At 54.9% G+C, this 13,685-nt stretch carries 14 protein-coding genes; 5 read left to right on the top strand and 9 right to left on the bottom strand.

Annotated features, from left to right (window positions below; all coding sequences use genetic code 11):
* Window positions 1-6: 6 nt before the first annotated feature.
* Both VGH19_12715 and argA read right to left on the bottom strand, forming a co-directional pair.
* Window positions 7-609 carry a L,D-transpeptidase gene (locus tag VGH19_12715; GenBank protein ID HEY1172228.1) on the bottom strand — a complete coding sequence of 201 codons (603 nt, stop codon included), beginning with the start codon at window positions 607-609 and terminating at the stop codon, window positions 7-9.
* Complete coding sequence (gene argA, locus VGH19_12710; GenBank protein HEY1172227.1) at window positions 609-1,913, bottom strand: amino-acid N-acetyltransferase; 1,305 nt, start codon at window positions 1,911-1,913, stop codon at window positions 609-611. Before argA ends, VGH19_12715 begins: the two co-directional genes overlap by 1 nt.
* A gap of 226 nt (window positions 1,914-2,139) precedes the next feature.
* Between argA and VGH19_12705 the strand changes: the two genes are divergently transcribed.
* From VGH19_12705 to VGH19_12690, 4 genes are read left to right on the top strand one after another with little or no spacing between them, the layout of a single operon-like run.
* Window positions 2,140-3,423, top strand: coding sequence for an efflux RND transporter periplasmic adaptor subunit (locus tag VGH19_12705; protein ID HEY1172226.1), 1,284 nt, complete (start codon window positions 2,140-2,142; stop codon window positions 3,421-3,423).
* A 12-nt stretch (window positions 3,424-3,435) separates the two neighbouring features.
* The gene (locus VGH19_12700) at window positions 3,436-4,122 is read left to right on the top strand and encodes an ABC transporter ATP-binding protein (GenBank protein HEY1172225.1); all 687 of its coding nucleotides are present in this window, start codon (window positions 3,436-3,438) and stop codon (window positions 4,120-4,122) included.
* 4 nt (window positions 4,123-4,126) lie between these two features.
* Entirely contained in the window at window positions 4,127-5,350 is a 1,224-nt protein-coding gene (locus VGH19_12695) for an ABC transporter permease (GenBank protein ID HEY1172224.1), read from the top strand.
* 9 nt (window positions 5,351-5,359) lie between these two features.
* Complete coding sequence (locus tag VGH19_12690; GenBank protein ID HEY1172223.1) at window positions 5,360-6,634, top strand: ABC transporter permease; 1,275 nt, start codon at window positions 5,360-5,362, stop codon at window positions 6,632-6,634.
* Here the strand turns inward: VGH19_12690 and VGH19_12685 are convergent, their stop codons facing one another.
* From VGH19_12685 to VGH19_12655, 7 genes are read right to left on the bottom strand one after another with little or no spacing between them, the layout of a single operon-like run.
* Complete coding sequence (locus tag VGH19_12685) at window positions 6,635-7,033, bottom strand: translation initiation factor (protein ID HEY1172222.1); 399 nt, start codon at window positions 7,031-7,033, stop codon at window positions 6,635-6,637.
* A gap of 5 nt (window positions 7,034-7,038) precedes the next feature.
* Window positions 7,039-8,025, bottom strand: a complete 987-nt coding sequence (locus VGH19_12680; protein ID HEY1172221.1) for an SMP-30/gluconolactonase/LRE family protein — start codon at window positions 8,023-8,025, stop codon at window positions 7,039-7,041.
* A 4-nt stretch (window positions 8,026-8,029) separates the two neighbouring features.
* Window positions 8,030-8,284 carry a hypothetical protein gene (locus VGH19_12675; GenBank protein HEY1172220.1) on the bottom strand — a complete coding sequence of 85 codons (255 nt, stop codon included), beginning with the start codon at window positions 8,282-8,284 and terminating at the stop codon, window positions 8,030-8,032.
* Entirely contained in the window at window positions 8,281-8,493 is a 213-nt protein-coding gene (locus VGH19_12670) for a hypothetical protein (GenBank protein HEY1172219.1), read from the bottom strand. Before VGH19_12670 ends, VGH19_12675 begins: the two co-directional genes overlap by 4 nt.
* Before the next feature lie 40 nt (window positions 8,494-8,533).
* The gene (locus tag VGH19_12665) at window positions 8,534-9,418 is read right to left on the bottom strand and encodes an alpha/beta hydrolase-fold protein (protein ID HEY1172218.1); all 885 of its coding nucleotides are present in this window, start codon (window positions 9,416-9,418) and stop codon (window positions 8,534-8,536) included.
* 55 nt (window positions 9,419-9,473) lie between these two features.
* Window positions 9,474-10,550 carry a hypothetical protein gene (locus VGH19_12660; GenBank protein ID HEY1172217.1) on the bottom strand — a complete coding sequence of 359 codons (1,077 nt, stop codon included), beginning with the start codon at window positions 10,548-10,550 and terminating at the stop codon, window positions 9,474-9,476.
* A 7-nt stretch (window positions 10,551-10,557) separates the two neighbouring features.
* Window positions 10,558-11,856, bottom strand: coding sequence for a hypothetical protein (locus VGH19_12655; GenBank protein HEY1172216.1), 1,299 nt, complete (start codon window positions 11,854-11,856; stop codon window positions 10,558-10,560).
* A 137-nt stretch (window positions 11,857-11,993) separates the two neighbouring features.
* Here VGH19_12655 and der point away from each other — a divergent pair, with 137 nt between their 5' ends.
* On the top strand, window positions 11,994-13,670 hold the full coding sequence (gene der, locus VGH19_12650; GenBank protein ID HEY1172215.1) for a ribosome biogenesis GTPase Der: 1,677 nt from the start codon (window positions 11,994-11,996) through the stop codon (window positions 13,668-13,670).
* The last annotated feature ends 15 nt before the right edge of the window (window positions 13,671-13,685 follow it).

Here is a 13,685-nt window from a genome sequence, read left to right as displayed (position 1 = left end):
AGCCTCTCACGGCTGAATCCAGACCAGTGTGCCTTCCGGTAAACGGTCGTAGAGCGGCATGATGTCCGACGAGGAAAGATGGATGCAGCCGTGGGAATCAGGCCGCCCCAGGCTGGGTTCATTCCCTAAGCCATGGATGTAAACATAACGTTTGAATGTATCCACGCCTTCACCACGATTGAAACCCGGCTCTAACCCTTCGAGCCACATGATGCGATGGGCAATCGGTGCATTCGGCATCCCCTGCCATGTACTGCCGATCGGTTGACGGCTCTTAAACGCCGTGCCCACTGGCCAGCCACCCCCAACCTTGCGTCCAATCTTATGCAAACCCCGTGGTGTATAATTCGAATTCTCTGTCTCCCCAATGCCAAAACGCGAGGTAGAAACAAGGTAACGTCGGGTGAACAGATACGAATTCCATGTCGGGCGCAACGGCAGATCAGCCGAGAACAAATCCATGCGTTGCTCACGAATGGAAGCGCAGAGGATGAAACTGGTCGGAGCGACGTTCTGCCGTTTCGCACGCAACGGCAACTCTTTCGGCAACCGGCGTTCGGATTTGAGCGCCGAGGGATAATGAAAGATATTGCCGGGCGGAAGTTGCATCAACTGGCCTTCGCCATAGCCGCGGGTGTCAGAGGCTTCACCAGCACCTTGGAGTTACGCCCACTATTATCATACTTCTCGCGCCGCATACTGGGCAGATCCGCAGGATTACCTTCCACAAAGCCGCCTTTGGATTGGAAGTAGCTGAATGCCTGTGTGGAAAGCGTGATGAGAGTGTTCAAACCCATCTCTTTCGCCTTCGTCTCCACGAACTGGATGAGTTTGCGCCCGATGCCCTGGTTCTCGTGCGATGGACTGACAAACAGGAATGCCAACTCACCCTTGCCCACTTCGGGATAAGTGTGCAGAGCCACGCAAGCGACCGGGTTTTTATCAATCTCGAAGATGTAGTAATCGCCCAAGTTCTTTTCGATCATCGGGCGCGTGCGCTTCACCAATTCCGCATTGGCCATCGCGTTCTTCGACAGCGCGAGGATGCTGCGGATGTCCTTCTTCATCGCCTTGCGGATCTGCTGGTATTCATTCGCATACACGAGCGTGCCGATGCCTTCATTGGAGAACACTTCCGCCAGCAACCCTTCATCGACTTCACCATTGATGACATGAACTCGCGGAATGCCCGCACGGCAAGCGGCAGCCGCGTGAACCGCTTTGGACAGCAACTCTGGATGAAATTCGTTTCTTCCAGCAGCCAGCATCTTATCCAAGTCGCTGACCTGCACTTGGCGGATGACTTGCCCCTGCCGGATCAAGCCATCGTAGCTGGTGATGAAAAGGATTTTCGTCGCCTTTAAGGCTTCACCCAACGCGCCAGCAACGGCGTCTGAATTCACACGATACGTCTTGCCATCGCCATCGAAACCCAGAGGCGGGATGACTGGTACCATGCCTTGAGTGAGCAGCGATTGCAGCATCTCCACATCGATACGCTCCACCTTGCCGGTGAAGAGGTGGTCGATGCCGTTGATGATACCCTTCGGATGCGCGATGACGGCATTCGTGCAGACAGCACGGATGTCATGCGTGCAAAGTCCTTCGAGGATTTCGTGCGTCAGGCGATTTGCTGCGGTGAGGGAAAGCTTCAGTGTCTCCGCATCTGTAATGCCGGAACCATCCAGATCGGAAGCAGGCACGCCTTGCTGCTCGGCGAGCGAGCGAATCTGCGCGGCGGCACCGTGAACGAGCACGACACGGATGTTCAGCGAGCGCAGGACGGCGATGTCCAGCAGGATGTTGGCAAAGTTCTCGTCCGTGACGATCGCGCCATCGATGCTGATGACGAACGTCTTTTCCCGGTAGCGCGGGATGTATTGCAGGATGCCCCGCAGATCCGTTGGTTTCACTCTGGAATCATGCGTTCGGAAGGTAGCGAGACCGGTCCACCCGGGGTTGTTACTCGGACGCTGCCGAACGCACGACCATTAACGGGACTTGTGCCGAAGGATTCAACTGGAAAAATGAACCGTATAGAGCTTGCGCAATCTGCATTGAACCTTTTTGCTTCTAGTGAGTTCCATTTAAGGGGTGCAAAGCGCCCGAGACACGTAATCGCCTTATCATTTTAAGCACATGGCCCGTAAAAAAAGCTCAAAAGGCTGGTGGATATTTCTCGCGCTGATCGCTATTGGCGGCGGTGCAGGCTGGTGGAAATACACGCACAAAGAGGAAAAGCCCGTCGAGGTACAGACCGAGAAGGTCCAGCGCCGCGACCTGACGGAACTCGTCGTAGCCACAGGCCGCATCCAACCTGTCCTCCAAGTGAAGATTAGCCCGGAAGTCAGCGGTGAGATCATCGAACTGCCCATCAAGGAAGGTCAGGTCGTGAAAAAAGGCGATCTGCTGATGAAGATCAAACCGGACTTCTACACCGCCAGCCGCAATTCCTCCGAGGCGAATCTCAAAGCTGTGTTGGCGAACAAGGATCTGTCTGCGGCCAACCTGGAAAAAGCACGACTCGAACATGCGCGTTCCAGTGATCTAAAGAAATCAGCCCTGATCTCGGAATCACAATATCTGGAAGCCAAGACAGCTTTCGATGTGGCCCAAGCTCAGTTGAACGCTTCCACTCATCAAGCGGATGTTGCTCGTGCGTCATTAGCTCGTGCCGAGGAAGAACTGGCAAAGACGACGATCTACTCCCCCCTCGATGCCGTGGTGACCAAGCTGAACTCTCAAGCAGGTGAACGCGTCGTAGGCACCGCCACCATGGCAGGTACAGACGTGATGACGCTCTCCAATCTCGAAGAAATGGAAGCACGCGTGGACATCGGTGAAATCGATGTGGTGCTGATTGCCGTGGGACAAAAGACTCGCTTGGAGGTGGATGCGTTCCGTGATCGTAAGTTCACCGGCATCGTAACGGAGATCGCCAACACTGCGAAGACTTCGGCCCTCGGTACGCAGCAGGAAGCGACGCGCTTTGAAGTCCGCATCCGCGTGCAGGAAAAAGAAATCTTCCGCCCTGGCATGTCTGTTACCGCCGAGATCGAAACGCGTTATCGCACAAATGTCCTCACTGTCCCCTTCCAAAGCGTCACGACGCGTCCGCCCAAGGGAAATACTAATGCGGTTGCTACCGCTTCCACGAACGCGCCTGCTGCCACCAAGAAGGAAAAAGAGAATGCGAACAAGCCTATCGAGGTCGTGTTTTTAAAAGAAGGTGACACCGTGAAGATGGTGCCGGTGAAGCGCGGCATCAGTGATCAGAATTACGCGGAGATCACCGAAGGCGTGAGCGAGGGACAAGAAGTCGTCTCGGGCAGCTACAAAGCGATCAATCGCGATCTGGAGGACGGCAAGAAAGTGGCCATTGGCACTGGCGATTCCAAAGCCAACGAAGAGAAGAAGCCTTAAGCGTGCCCAGCCATGAGCCTCATCCGTTTAACTGACATCACCCGCCATTACGACATGGGCGCGGAGACGGTGCATGCCTTGCGTGGGGTGTCCTTGTCCATCGGGCGTGGTGAATATGTCGCCATCATGGGGCCCTCCGGTTCCGGCAAGTCCACGATGATGAACATGCTCGGCTGCCTCGATACACCTAGCTCCGGCCGCTATGAACTCAACGGTACGGATGTCAGCGAGATGGATGACAATGAACTTGCTGAAGTGCGCAATCGTGAGATCGGGTTCATTTTCCAAAGTTTCAATCTGCTATCTCGCGCTAGTGCCTTGCGCAACGTGGAGCTACCCATGGTGTATGCCGGTGTGCCGGCGGATGAACGGCATGATCGGGCTTTGGCTGCGCTAACGCACGTAGGCCTCGCTGATCGTGTCGAACACAAACCTAACGAGCTTTCCGGCGGTCAACGTCAACGCGTGGCTATTGCACGCGCCTTGGTGAACAATCCTTCAATCCTGCTGGCTGATGAGCCGACAGGAAATCTGGACTCCCGCACAGGCAAAGAAATCCTTTCACTTTTTGATGAACTAAGCCGGAAGGGAAACACCATCATCGTGGTAACACACGAAGAGGCAGTCGCACGACATGCCCGCCGCATGATCCGCATCTTGGACGGCCTCATCGCCGCCGATGAAGTGCTGGCGAAATGATGCCATGAGATTTATCGCTGAACTGTTTGAGGGCTTGTGGATCGCACTAGATGCGATCCGCGCCAACAAACTGCGTGCGGCTTTGACCACACTCGGCATCGTGGTAGGCATTGTTACAGTGAGCCTGATGGCGGCAGCGATCGATGGATTGAACCAGGCGTTCCTCAAAAGCATCTCTGCCATCGGTGCGGATGTGGTCTTCATCGACAAGTATCCGTGGTTCAATGAGGAGCCTTGGTGGAAGATGCGAAATCGCCGGGACATCACGATCGCGGAAGCCAAGGCACTGGCGAAGCAATCTCAGCACGCCATGGCCGTTTCGGCTGAGACATTTTCACGGCGGACGGTGCGCTACAACGATGCCGTAGCCACTTCGGTCACTATTGTCGGCACCACGGAACAAACCGCTTTGATCAGCGGATTGAACCTGACAGCCGGAAGATTTCTTTCCATGGCAGAAGTGGATGGTGCGCGACCCGTGTGCGTGCTTGGTGCCGATGTGGCGTCCAATTTCTTCCCCTTTGCTTCACCATTGGGAGAACGTGTGAGGATCGGCGAGAGCACATTTGAAGTCGTGGGCGTGATCGGCAGACGCGGCAGCTTTCTCTCCATGGAGAGCCTCGATAATCAGGTGTTCATCCCCATCACCCGTTTCAATCAAGTCATAAGCTGGCGGCCAAACGTGATGATCCGTATCAAGGTGAATGACATCAAGAAACTGCCCGAGGCACGTGAGGAGTTCCGTGGTATCATGCGCAAGTTGCGCAACGTTGCTCCGGAAGATCCGGATGATTTTGCCATCAACGAACAGCAAGCCTTCATCAACACCTTTCAGCGTGTGGGCGGTGTCATCGCCGCAGTCGGGCTGTTCATCACCGGCCTGTCACTCTTTGTCGGCGGCATCGGGATCATGAACATCATGTTCGTGAGTGTGGCGGAACGGACCAAGGAGATCGGCCTGCGAAAGGCACTAGGGGCGAAGCGCCGCGCCATCATGCTCCAGTTTCTTTTGGAGGCAGCACTCATTTGTCTGCTGGGGGGCTTGATTGGATTGGCGTTAGCCTGGCTGGCAGCAATAGGCGCTTCCAATGTTCTACCGATGCGGATCTCACCGATGGTCATCGGATTGGCACTGGGAGTTTCACTGATCACCGGATTGCTCGCCGGATTCTTTCCCGCATGGCGGGCGGCGAAGATGGATCCGGTGGAAGCTTTGCGAGTGGAATAATCATTTACCGTGGCTAACAAGAATAAAAGCCGTGCGTGGCGCGTCCTCTGGGGAGAGGCGGTGGAAAGCTTTCGTATGGCGATCGCGGCGGTCACGGCGCATAAGCTGCGTTCCACCCTCACCCTTTCGGGCGTGGTGGTCGGGGTGTTTTCCATCATCGTCGTGATGACGGCGATGCGTATTTTGCAACGCAATGTGGAATCGGAATTGAGCGGATTGGGCACGCATACGTTCGCCGTAAGCCGCTGGCCGGGCATCTCCTTCGAAGGCCCGAGCGGCTGGGAAAAGTATCGCCGTCGGCAGAATCTGATGATGGAGCATGTGCACGCACTGGAGCGTCGTGCAACCATGGCCAAGACCATTGGCGCCGAGACTGGCTTAATGAGTTCGGAAGCCTCCTCGCGCTATTTTACAACGAACCCTGACGTACAATTGAACGGCGTGACGCCCGGTGTGTTTCAGGCGAAGAACTGGGTGATCGAGCAAGGGCGCGCCTTCGGCCAAGGCGATATGGAGAGTGCGCGAGCGGTGTGCGTGCTCGGCAATTATCTGGCGAAATCACTGTTCCCGCACAGTTCACCCGTGGGCGAAGAAGTGAAGTTTGACGGCGTGAAATACATGGTCGTCGGTTATCTGGAAGCCAAGGGCGGGATGGGCGGGGCGGGACAGGACAACTTTATGGCCATCCCGATGTCTACAGGATTGAATCGCTATGGCGCACGATGGCGCAGTCTTTCAATTTTGGTACAGGCGGAAAGCGCACAGGCATTTGATGACACCATCGAGCAGACACGTGGCATTCTACGCGCTGTCCGCAAGGTGCAACCAGGTCAGCCGGATGATTTCGAGATCATGTCGAATGATTCGCTGATCGAACAATTCCGCAGCCTGACCTTTGCGGTGCGCGTAGGCGTGACGGTGATTAGCTCCATCTCCCTGCTCGCGGCGGGCATCGGCATCATGAACATCATGCTCGTGTCCGTTACGGAACGCACGCGCGAGATCGGTGTTCGACGTGCGATCGGGGCGAAGAAGCGGAACATCCTTACGCAATTCATCATGGAGGCCGTGGTCATCTGCCAGATCGGCGGGTTGATCGGCGTGATCTTAGGTGTGGGCGGCGGCAATGCGGCAGCGATCTATTTCGAGACACCACCCGTCATTCCTGTGGATTGGGTGGCATTGGGATTGCTGATCTGTTCTGCAGTGGGCGTGGTGTTCGGAACGTATCCGGCATATAAGGCGGCAAACCTGGATCCGATCGAATCGCTGCGCTACGAGTGATCAGCCACCGGCAAAGACAGGCCTGAATCCGGCTTCTTTCAAAATACGGGCAACCTCGTCGCGCTTGTCGCCTTGAATCTCTATCTGCCCGTCTTTCACCGTGCCTCCAACACCGCATGATCTCTGCATCTTCTTGGCGAGCTGTTCTTTCTCAGGCAGGCCGATTCCGACAAAGCCTTTTACTACCGTCACGGTCTTACCACCCCGCCCTGCTTTCTGACGGATGATATCGACGCGCCCGCGATTCTTATTCGGTGTTCCCCTTTGGGAGGTTTTGGCAGGAGTGACTGCCAAAGGCACCTCCGCTCCTTCCGGTAAGCCATCACTTGAAAGCGATGCAAATGGACTCTGGCTCAACGCCTCGCCTCCATCCGTCGGAATGCGTTTTCCATCACTCATGTGGACTACTTCACCGGCAGTGGAATTGCTTCCACTGGGCCGAGCCATGGATAGAACGCTTTCACGTTCGCTTTGCGACGAAGCACTTTGTCTGCCTGGGTCACGTAGATGTATTCGCCGTTAGGACCACCGATATGCACGCTGGTCATGCCCTTTTCATATGGCTTGGGCAAAAGACCACACTCACGGCCAGTGGGATCGAACACTTGCACACCGATTGCCGAGGAAACATAGATACGTCCATACAGATCGGAACTCATGCCGTCACCGCCGCTGGCCGTTTTATATACGGGAGTGCGTCCATCTGCGCTCTTGGCGTTTAGGTCCACATCCGTGCGCATGGTCATGAAGGGAACACCAGGAGTCAGCTTACCATCGGGTTCGATGCAGTAAGTCCACACGTGTCTTCCACGTGAATCGGAAACGGCCAGGGTTCGCTGATCCGGCGATAGTGCGATGCCGTTCGGTGCAGTGACTGTTCCTGTATCTGCTACTTTCAATTCACCGGTCTTCGCATTCACGAACACGATCTGTTTCTTGCCCGTCTCGGTGAAGTAGATGTAGCCCTTGTGTGTCACTACGAGATCGTTCGGAGCAACATCCTTAGCGAGAATCGTTTCTTTGCCGCTGGGCAACTCGAATGCCGAGAGGTGCTTGTCTTTGCCTGTACCAGCACCGGCATAGAGACGGCCATCGGGACCGAACTTCATTCCGCTCACGGGAATACCTTCGATCACTTTGGATTTCGCACCATCCGGGGCCACTTTCCAGATCACTGGCGGTGTGCTGCGCATGTCGCAGAAGTAGAAGTTACCTTTGTCATCCGACAAAGGCGCATCGGCAAAGCCAAGGCCATCGGCGACTACTTCCCATTTCGTATCCGATAGAACGAGGCGGTGCAGGGTCATGTCTACTGAAAGGTCTTGTCCTTTGGCCACAGACAAACTCGCCAAGAGAGCAATGAAGCCGACACAAAAAAGTTTATTCACCATACAATCAGACCTTTTCGATATTGATGATCCGCAACTCCTTTGGCCCCGTATCAGCCCAATACGAGATCAGATAATATCCAGAACGTTTGATCTGGATCGTTCTCCCCACATTATCAACAGACTCAAAATCGCCAGCATGATAAGGATCATCCGCCAGTTGGTCTAAAACGCGAAGCAACCTGCGTCGATCTGGCGCACGACACGCCAGCAGGAAATCCACAGAACTTTCGTTCAGAACGAATTGCCAGCGCGATGTCACAGCCCCTCTTTTTCCAGTGCTTTATGCAAGCGTTTCACCTGCTGGAGTGTGAACCGTTTACCACTGTCAATCTCCTCATTCAACTGCGTCAACTGCGTGCGGTAAGCCGGGTCATCTACCCGTGCCAAATGCTTCAAATAAGCAGCCAGAAAGACTCTCTCTTCCGAGTTCAGCTCATTCGCAGTCCTGATCAGTTCCTTAGTGGACATATCGATAATGTAAACGGGCTAAACCGCAATTTCAACGCGCTTATTTACCATACCCCGTCCACAACCACTTCAACGCCTCGGGCAGTAAAGGTCCTGCTGCATTGCTGTTATGCTCACCTTCGGTGAAATCGAAACGGTGGTCATACTTCATGTATTTCAGTGAAGAGGACATCATCTGGTTTGCCAGCGGCCAGTTGCCGAAGGGATTATCCAAATCATTCTTGCCGTCCTGCAGGTAAACACGGATGGGCTTCTTCTCCGTCTTGCGGATGAGATAAGGATACACATGACCACCACGGAGATCGACGAAACTGCCGATGGTGCTCAGCACTTTGCGGAACTGATCGGGCCGTTCCCACGCCACAGTGAAGGAGCAGATGCCGCCGGAGCTGGCACCACTGATCGCCCTGCCCTCTGGGTCATCGGTGATATTGTAGCCGAGCTTTTTCACTTCCGGCAGAATCTCATAGACGAGGAAACGCGCATAGCGGTCGCCCAAGGAATCGTATTCGAAGCTGCGATTGCTCACGCGCCAGGCATTCTCAGGCTTGTAGCTACCATTGTGACCGGGATTGATGAAGATACCGATGGTCACCGGCATCTCGCCCTTGGCGATGAGGTTATCGAACACCGTCGGCACGCGCCAATTGCCTTTCAGGTTCACATAGTCGTGACCGTCTTGAAATACCATCACGCACGCTGGTTTCTCCTTCTTGTATTGCGCGGGCACATAGACCCACCAATCGCGTGTCGTATTCGTGAAAATCTGCGAGGTGAAGTTGGTGTATTTCGTGAGCGTTCCCGTCGGCACGCCCGCTTGCACTTCGTGATAGGAGGAAAGCTTCGGTTTATTATCCGCCGCTGAGCCTGTCAGTGCTGTACCAAAGCAGAACACTGCCAGCAAAATCGTTTTCAGATGATTCATGGTTTTCAAAATTATCTCTGTTCAGGATTCACCGTGCAACCGCCAAGTGGACCGGTCATTTGGCTGCTTCTTTCAACTTCACCGTAGCTCGCCGCACGCAAAAAGCATCATGACCGGAAAAGACAAGAGACATGGTCTTTCCATCCGCACTCATCCATTTGGATGGGAAATCACCATGCTCACCCGGACCGAAATCCCATTCGCTCGTAAAATAAGGCGTGGTCCAAGGGCCCCATGGTTCTGGGGCATCATAGATGGCAAAGCCGCCGATAAATCGAGTATCGCCGCGGTCCTTTGCTCCGGCCGGCAAAGGGATGTGCTGCCACCAGAAATAGCGCTTCAAAGCCGCGTTGTAAGTCATCGCTGAACGCAAGCAGGCATCTTTGTGGGTAAAGACGGCGCCGCGCTTGGCAATATCCCTAGTCCACACTGGTTTCTCCTGTGCGTCCAACTTTTCAAAGAATTCCCATGCAGCTTTTTCAGCGATCTTGCCTTTAGGAACTCGCATCATGATGAAACGGTCGGCGGGCGTGTCCGCTTTCGGGCCGTCATGCGAATAGGCGTAGACGAACTCATCGCGGGCACCTTGATAGTCCTTGCCGTAATTAATAAAGCCCACCAAACCGAATTCAGGAAACTTCCAATCCGCAAAGGTCCATGTCTTGGCGTGATCCTTGGACCAGGCCAATTGCGCTTCACCGCCTTTCTTATCGGCGTGACCAAACCAGAGATACAACACCCCTTCCACTGACAATATCCCCCAGCCTTTCAGTCCATCCCGGCCCTGCCCCAGTTGTTCACTGTTTGAGCGGATATTCTCGCCTTTGAAAAAATCCGGTCCGCCAATGACTCGCGCGAACCCACAACTCAGCTTTCCCTTCACCTTCGGGACAAAGCCGGTGCCATCACCCCACGTCGTATACAGCGCGTCATCATCCGCCCATGTCACCGGCCAGTTATCGCCGTCTTTGGCCTGGATGATGATGCTATTGGTTGGTGCCCATTCGATCGATTGAATTACCGGACTCGGCGGATATGGAGCTATACGTGCTGAATCCGCAGCTTGTAGCGAAGTGGACAAGCCGATGAACGCTAACAATAGCCACAATGTCGGTGACGTTCTCGTCTTCATTCTCAGTTTAGAATTCGCGACGGAGTCTCCACCACACGTTCTCCAGCGGGAAGAATTGCGAGTAGAGCAACCGTTCGTAACGGTAATGCGCCACGATCTTTTCCAACTGCTCGCGGCGTTCCTTCAATATCGTCTTATCGGGTGCCAGTGAAACTACCCAAGCAGCAAAGGCTGGTTCGCGCACGCCGTTCACTTCCTGACCGCGACGTGGCGCCACTTTTCCGTATTCGCGCAACTGCATCTGGGCCAGTGCCACAGCTTCCTGTTCCGTTTGCTGGGGTTTCCACCATTGGTTCATCACCCGCCAGTCGTGCTCGAATTTTTTAACATCATCATTATTGAACTGCATGCCGATGGGCAGGCTTTCCATCGCCACAGTGGCTCCTGCCTGCAAGCCCTTCGTATAGGCGGCTTTCAATTCTTTATCTGTCTCCATTTCCCATAGGGCGCGCAGGCAGGAGTTCGGGATGGAGGCGGTCCATGAATGACGGGGACCGTGCTCGAAGATCATGCCGCCTTCACAGGCAGCCAAGCGGGAGATGTTCTTCTTACCGCCAACCTCTTGCATCGCCTGTCGATACATCTTGTCCCATTTCGCATCCTTAGTGAGCTGGTGCATCCATTTAAGGACGAACAGAACGCGGGGTGAGCTTTCCCAACTGATCTCGTGAAATTGTCCACGAATCTTGAAGGGCTCTTCTGCGGGCATCTTCCAGCCCAACGTGATGATGACTTCCACCGTCTCGATCACCTTGGCGACGATCTGCGCCCGCTCTGCTTTATCCGGCAGATCTGTTTGCAGATAACGCCACAGACCGGAGAGCCAAGGAGCTGTCTGGTCATTGGAGCCCATCGGATAATGGCTCACGCCATCGGTGCCCATGCCACGGGCTACGAAACCTTTCACCGAACTGACAGAGGCGAGTTTCATGAGGCCGCGGGCCATGCGGCGGACTTTCTCGGCATCAGACTTGGACTTGGTGACACTCCAGCGGTCCACCATGGCTTCGATATAGAGGCCGTTAAAGAACCCGCCATTCTCGATCGGGCTCCACCAACCGAGCGCATTGGGCTTGCCTTCACGACACTCTTCGGGCGTGGGTATGATCACTTTTCCATCGAGGTCGGCGAAATCGAGCATCACATCGTGCTTATCGATCAAACGACGCCACAGTTCGACGTGAGCAGATTGGGCGGCGGTTTCGGCCTTGGAAGTCTCCGCTCGCGATATGAATGGGGCAGCCAGGACAAAACCCACTCCTGCTTTGATGGCGGTCCGACGTGATAATGCTAGGTGACGACTCATGCGTGTTATCTTGCCAATTAACCGTGAAACGATGCCCGCTCACAAGCCTGCAATCAGCCGTTTTATTGCCAATTTGGTCAGCGGATAGAGCAGAGGACTCATAATCCCTTAGTCCAAGGTCCAGCTCTATATCTCGAATGCCCAAGTTTTTTCCCTTTGCCGAAAGCCTTTCCAGCCCCATGCTGGGCGCGATGTCTGGAATTATCGCCATCGTAGGACGGCCGAATGTCGGCAAGTCCGCCCTGTTCAACCGCATTATCGGGCGGCGCCTCGCTATTGTACATGATCAACCCGGTGTGACGCGTGATCGTGTCACAGCCGAAGCGGAGTGGCGTGGTCGTCCCTACACCATGATCGACACGGGTGGTATCGGTCTGATGCGCGGCGAGAAAGCGCAGGATGTGATCACCAAGGCAGCCGTGGAACAGGTGGATCTGGCGGTTGAATCGGCAAACGTGATCATTCTCGTGGTCAATGTGCAGGAAGGCATTGTGCCGTTGGACCTTGAAGTGGCCAAACGGTTGCGCGCAAGCGGTAAGCCTATTTTACTGGCGGTGAACAAAGTGGACCATGCGGGTGTAGAAGGCCAGTCCGTGGAGTTCAGCCGGTTGGGTTTCTCAAAAATTTTCCCGGTGACGGCGATCCATGGCATGGGCATTGATGCTTTGATCGAGGCTTCTGTCGCCCTACTGCCGCCTTACGTGCCGGAAGAGAAACCAGTCTTGGCTGAAGGCGAGAAGGCTCCGGAAGGACCATTGAAGCTGGCGATCGTGGGACGGCCCAATGTGGGCAAGTCCTCGATCATCAATGCGCTCACCCAGTCTGAGCGCGTGATCGTGAGTGAAATCCCTGGCACGACGCGGGATGCGGTGGATGTGCCTTTCGAAGTGGAGACGGATGGCATCCGCCAGCAGTATCTGCTCATCGACACCGCCGGTCTCCGCAAGGCACGGCGCGTGGATGACAGCATCGAGTTTTTTAGCGCGAAGCGCACGGAAGACGCGATTGATCGCAGTGACATCGTCGTGCTGGTCATCGATGCAGAAGTCAGCATCACCGAGCAGGACAAAAAAATCGCGGATCACATCATCAAATGCCGCAAAGCGTGCATCGTGGTGATCAACAAATGGGATCTTGTTTCCGAGCAGGTCAAGAAGGCTCGTGAAGAGCAGGCCAAGAAACGCTCCAAGGAGGAGAATTATGATCGTGGCGGGCGATTGATGACGACGTTCGGCGAGTTCTCCGAGTGGGTACAATCGCAACTCTTCTTCCTGGATTACGCACCGGTCATCTTTACTTCGGCCAAATCAGGCTTCCATCTGGACCGCTTGCTTGAAGCGGTGCGCTATGTAGCGGCACAGCTCAAGCAAAAGGTCCCGACGTCTATTTTGAACCGCACGTTGCAAGACGCGATCGAGCGCAAGCAACCGGTGAGCGCAAAGGGAACGCGATTGACATTCTATTACGCCACGCAAGTGCGCCAAGCTCCACCGACGTTTCTGCTTTTCGTGAACCGGGACGAACTGTTCTCGGATGCGTATTACAAGTATCTCTCACATCAGATGCGGAAGGCGTTCGGCTTTGAAGGTTGCCCGCTGATACTCGTGCCCAAAGCGCGTCCGAAAACGATCGATCCGGTGCGGAAGTTCAAGCTCAAGTCGCATGCGGAGAAGATCGAGGCGCGCAAGCGTCCGAGCGAACGCGAGCGGGATAAAGACGGCAAGATCAAGAAGCGTTATATGCCGCCAACGCGCGCCAAACGCAAAGGGCGTCCCCAACGCATCAAGCAGCCGACGCGACGGTTCAAGACTTAACCGACGCAACCACAT

This window comes from Verrucomicrobiia bacterium (genome assembly GCA_036405135.1).
Lineage (GTDB): Bacteria > Verrucomicrobiota > Verrucomicrobiia > Limisphaerales > JAEYXS01 > JAEYXS01.
This window is presented reverse-complemented; position numbering and strand designations above follow the sequence as displayed.

Excerpts from the sequence above, each read along its gene's own strand:
- VGH19_12670 (HEY1172219.1), bottom strand. The coding sequence starts at position 8,493 with ATGTCCACTAAGGAACTGATCAGGACTGCGAATGAGCTGAACTCGGAA.
- VGH19_12660 (HEY1172217.1), bottom strand. The coding sequence starts at position 10,550 with ATGAAGACGAGAACGTCACCGACATTGTGGCTATTGTTAGCGTTCATC.
- VGH19_12680 (HEY1172221.1), bottom strand. The coding sequence starts at position 8,025 with ATGGTGAATAAACTTTTTTGTGTCGGCTTCATTGCTCTCTTGGCGAGT.
- VGH19_12705 (HEY1172226.1), top strand. The coding sequence starts at position 2,140 with ATGGCCCGTAAAAAAAGCTCAAAAGGCTGGTGGATATTTCTCGCGCTG.
- VGH19_12685 (HEY1172222.1), bottom strand. The coding sequence starts at position 7,033 with ATGAGTGATGGAAAACGCATTCCGACGGATGGAGGCGAGGCGTTGAGC.
- VGH19_12695 (HEY1172224.1), top strand. The coding sequence starts at position 4,127 with ATGAGATTTATCGCTGAACTGTTTGAGGGCTTGTGGATCGCACTAGAT.
- VGH19_12715 (HEY1172228.1), bottom strand. The coding sequence starts at position 609 with ATGCAACTTCCGCCCGGCAATATCTTTCATTATCCCTCGGCGCTCAAA.
- der (HEY1172215.1), top strand. The coding sequence starts at position 11,994 with ATGCCCAAGTTTTTTCCCTTTGCCGAAAGCCTTTCCAGCCCCATGCTG.
- VGH19_12655 (HEY1172216.1), bottom strand. The coding sequence starts at position 11,856 with ATGAGTCGTCACCTAGCATTATCACGTCGGACCGCCATCAAAGCAGGA.
- VGH19_12700 (HEY1172225.1), top strand. The coding sequence starts at position 3,436 with ATGAGCCTCATCCGTTTAACTGACATCACCCGCCATTACGACATGGGC.
- VGH19_12665 (HEY1172218.1), bottom strand. The coding sequence starts at position 9,418 with ATGAATCATCTGAAAACGATTTTGCTGGCAGTGTTCTGCTTTGGTACA.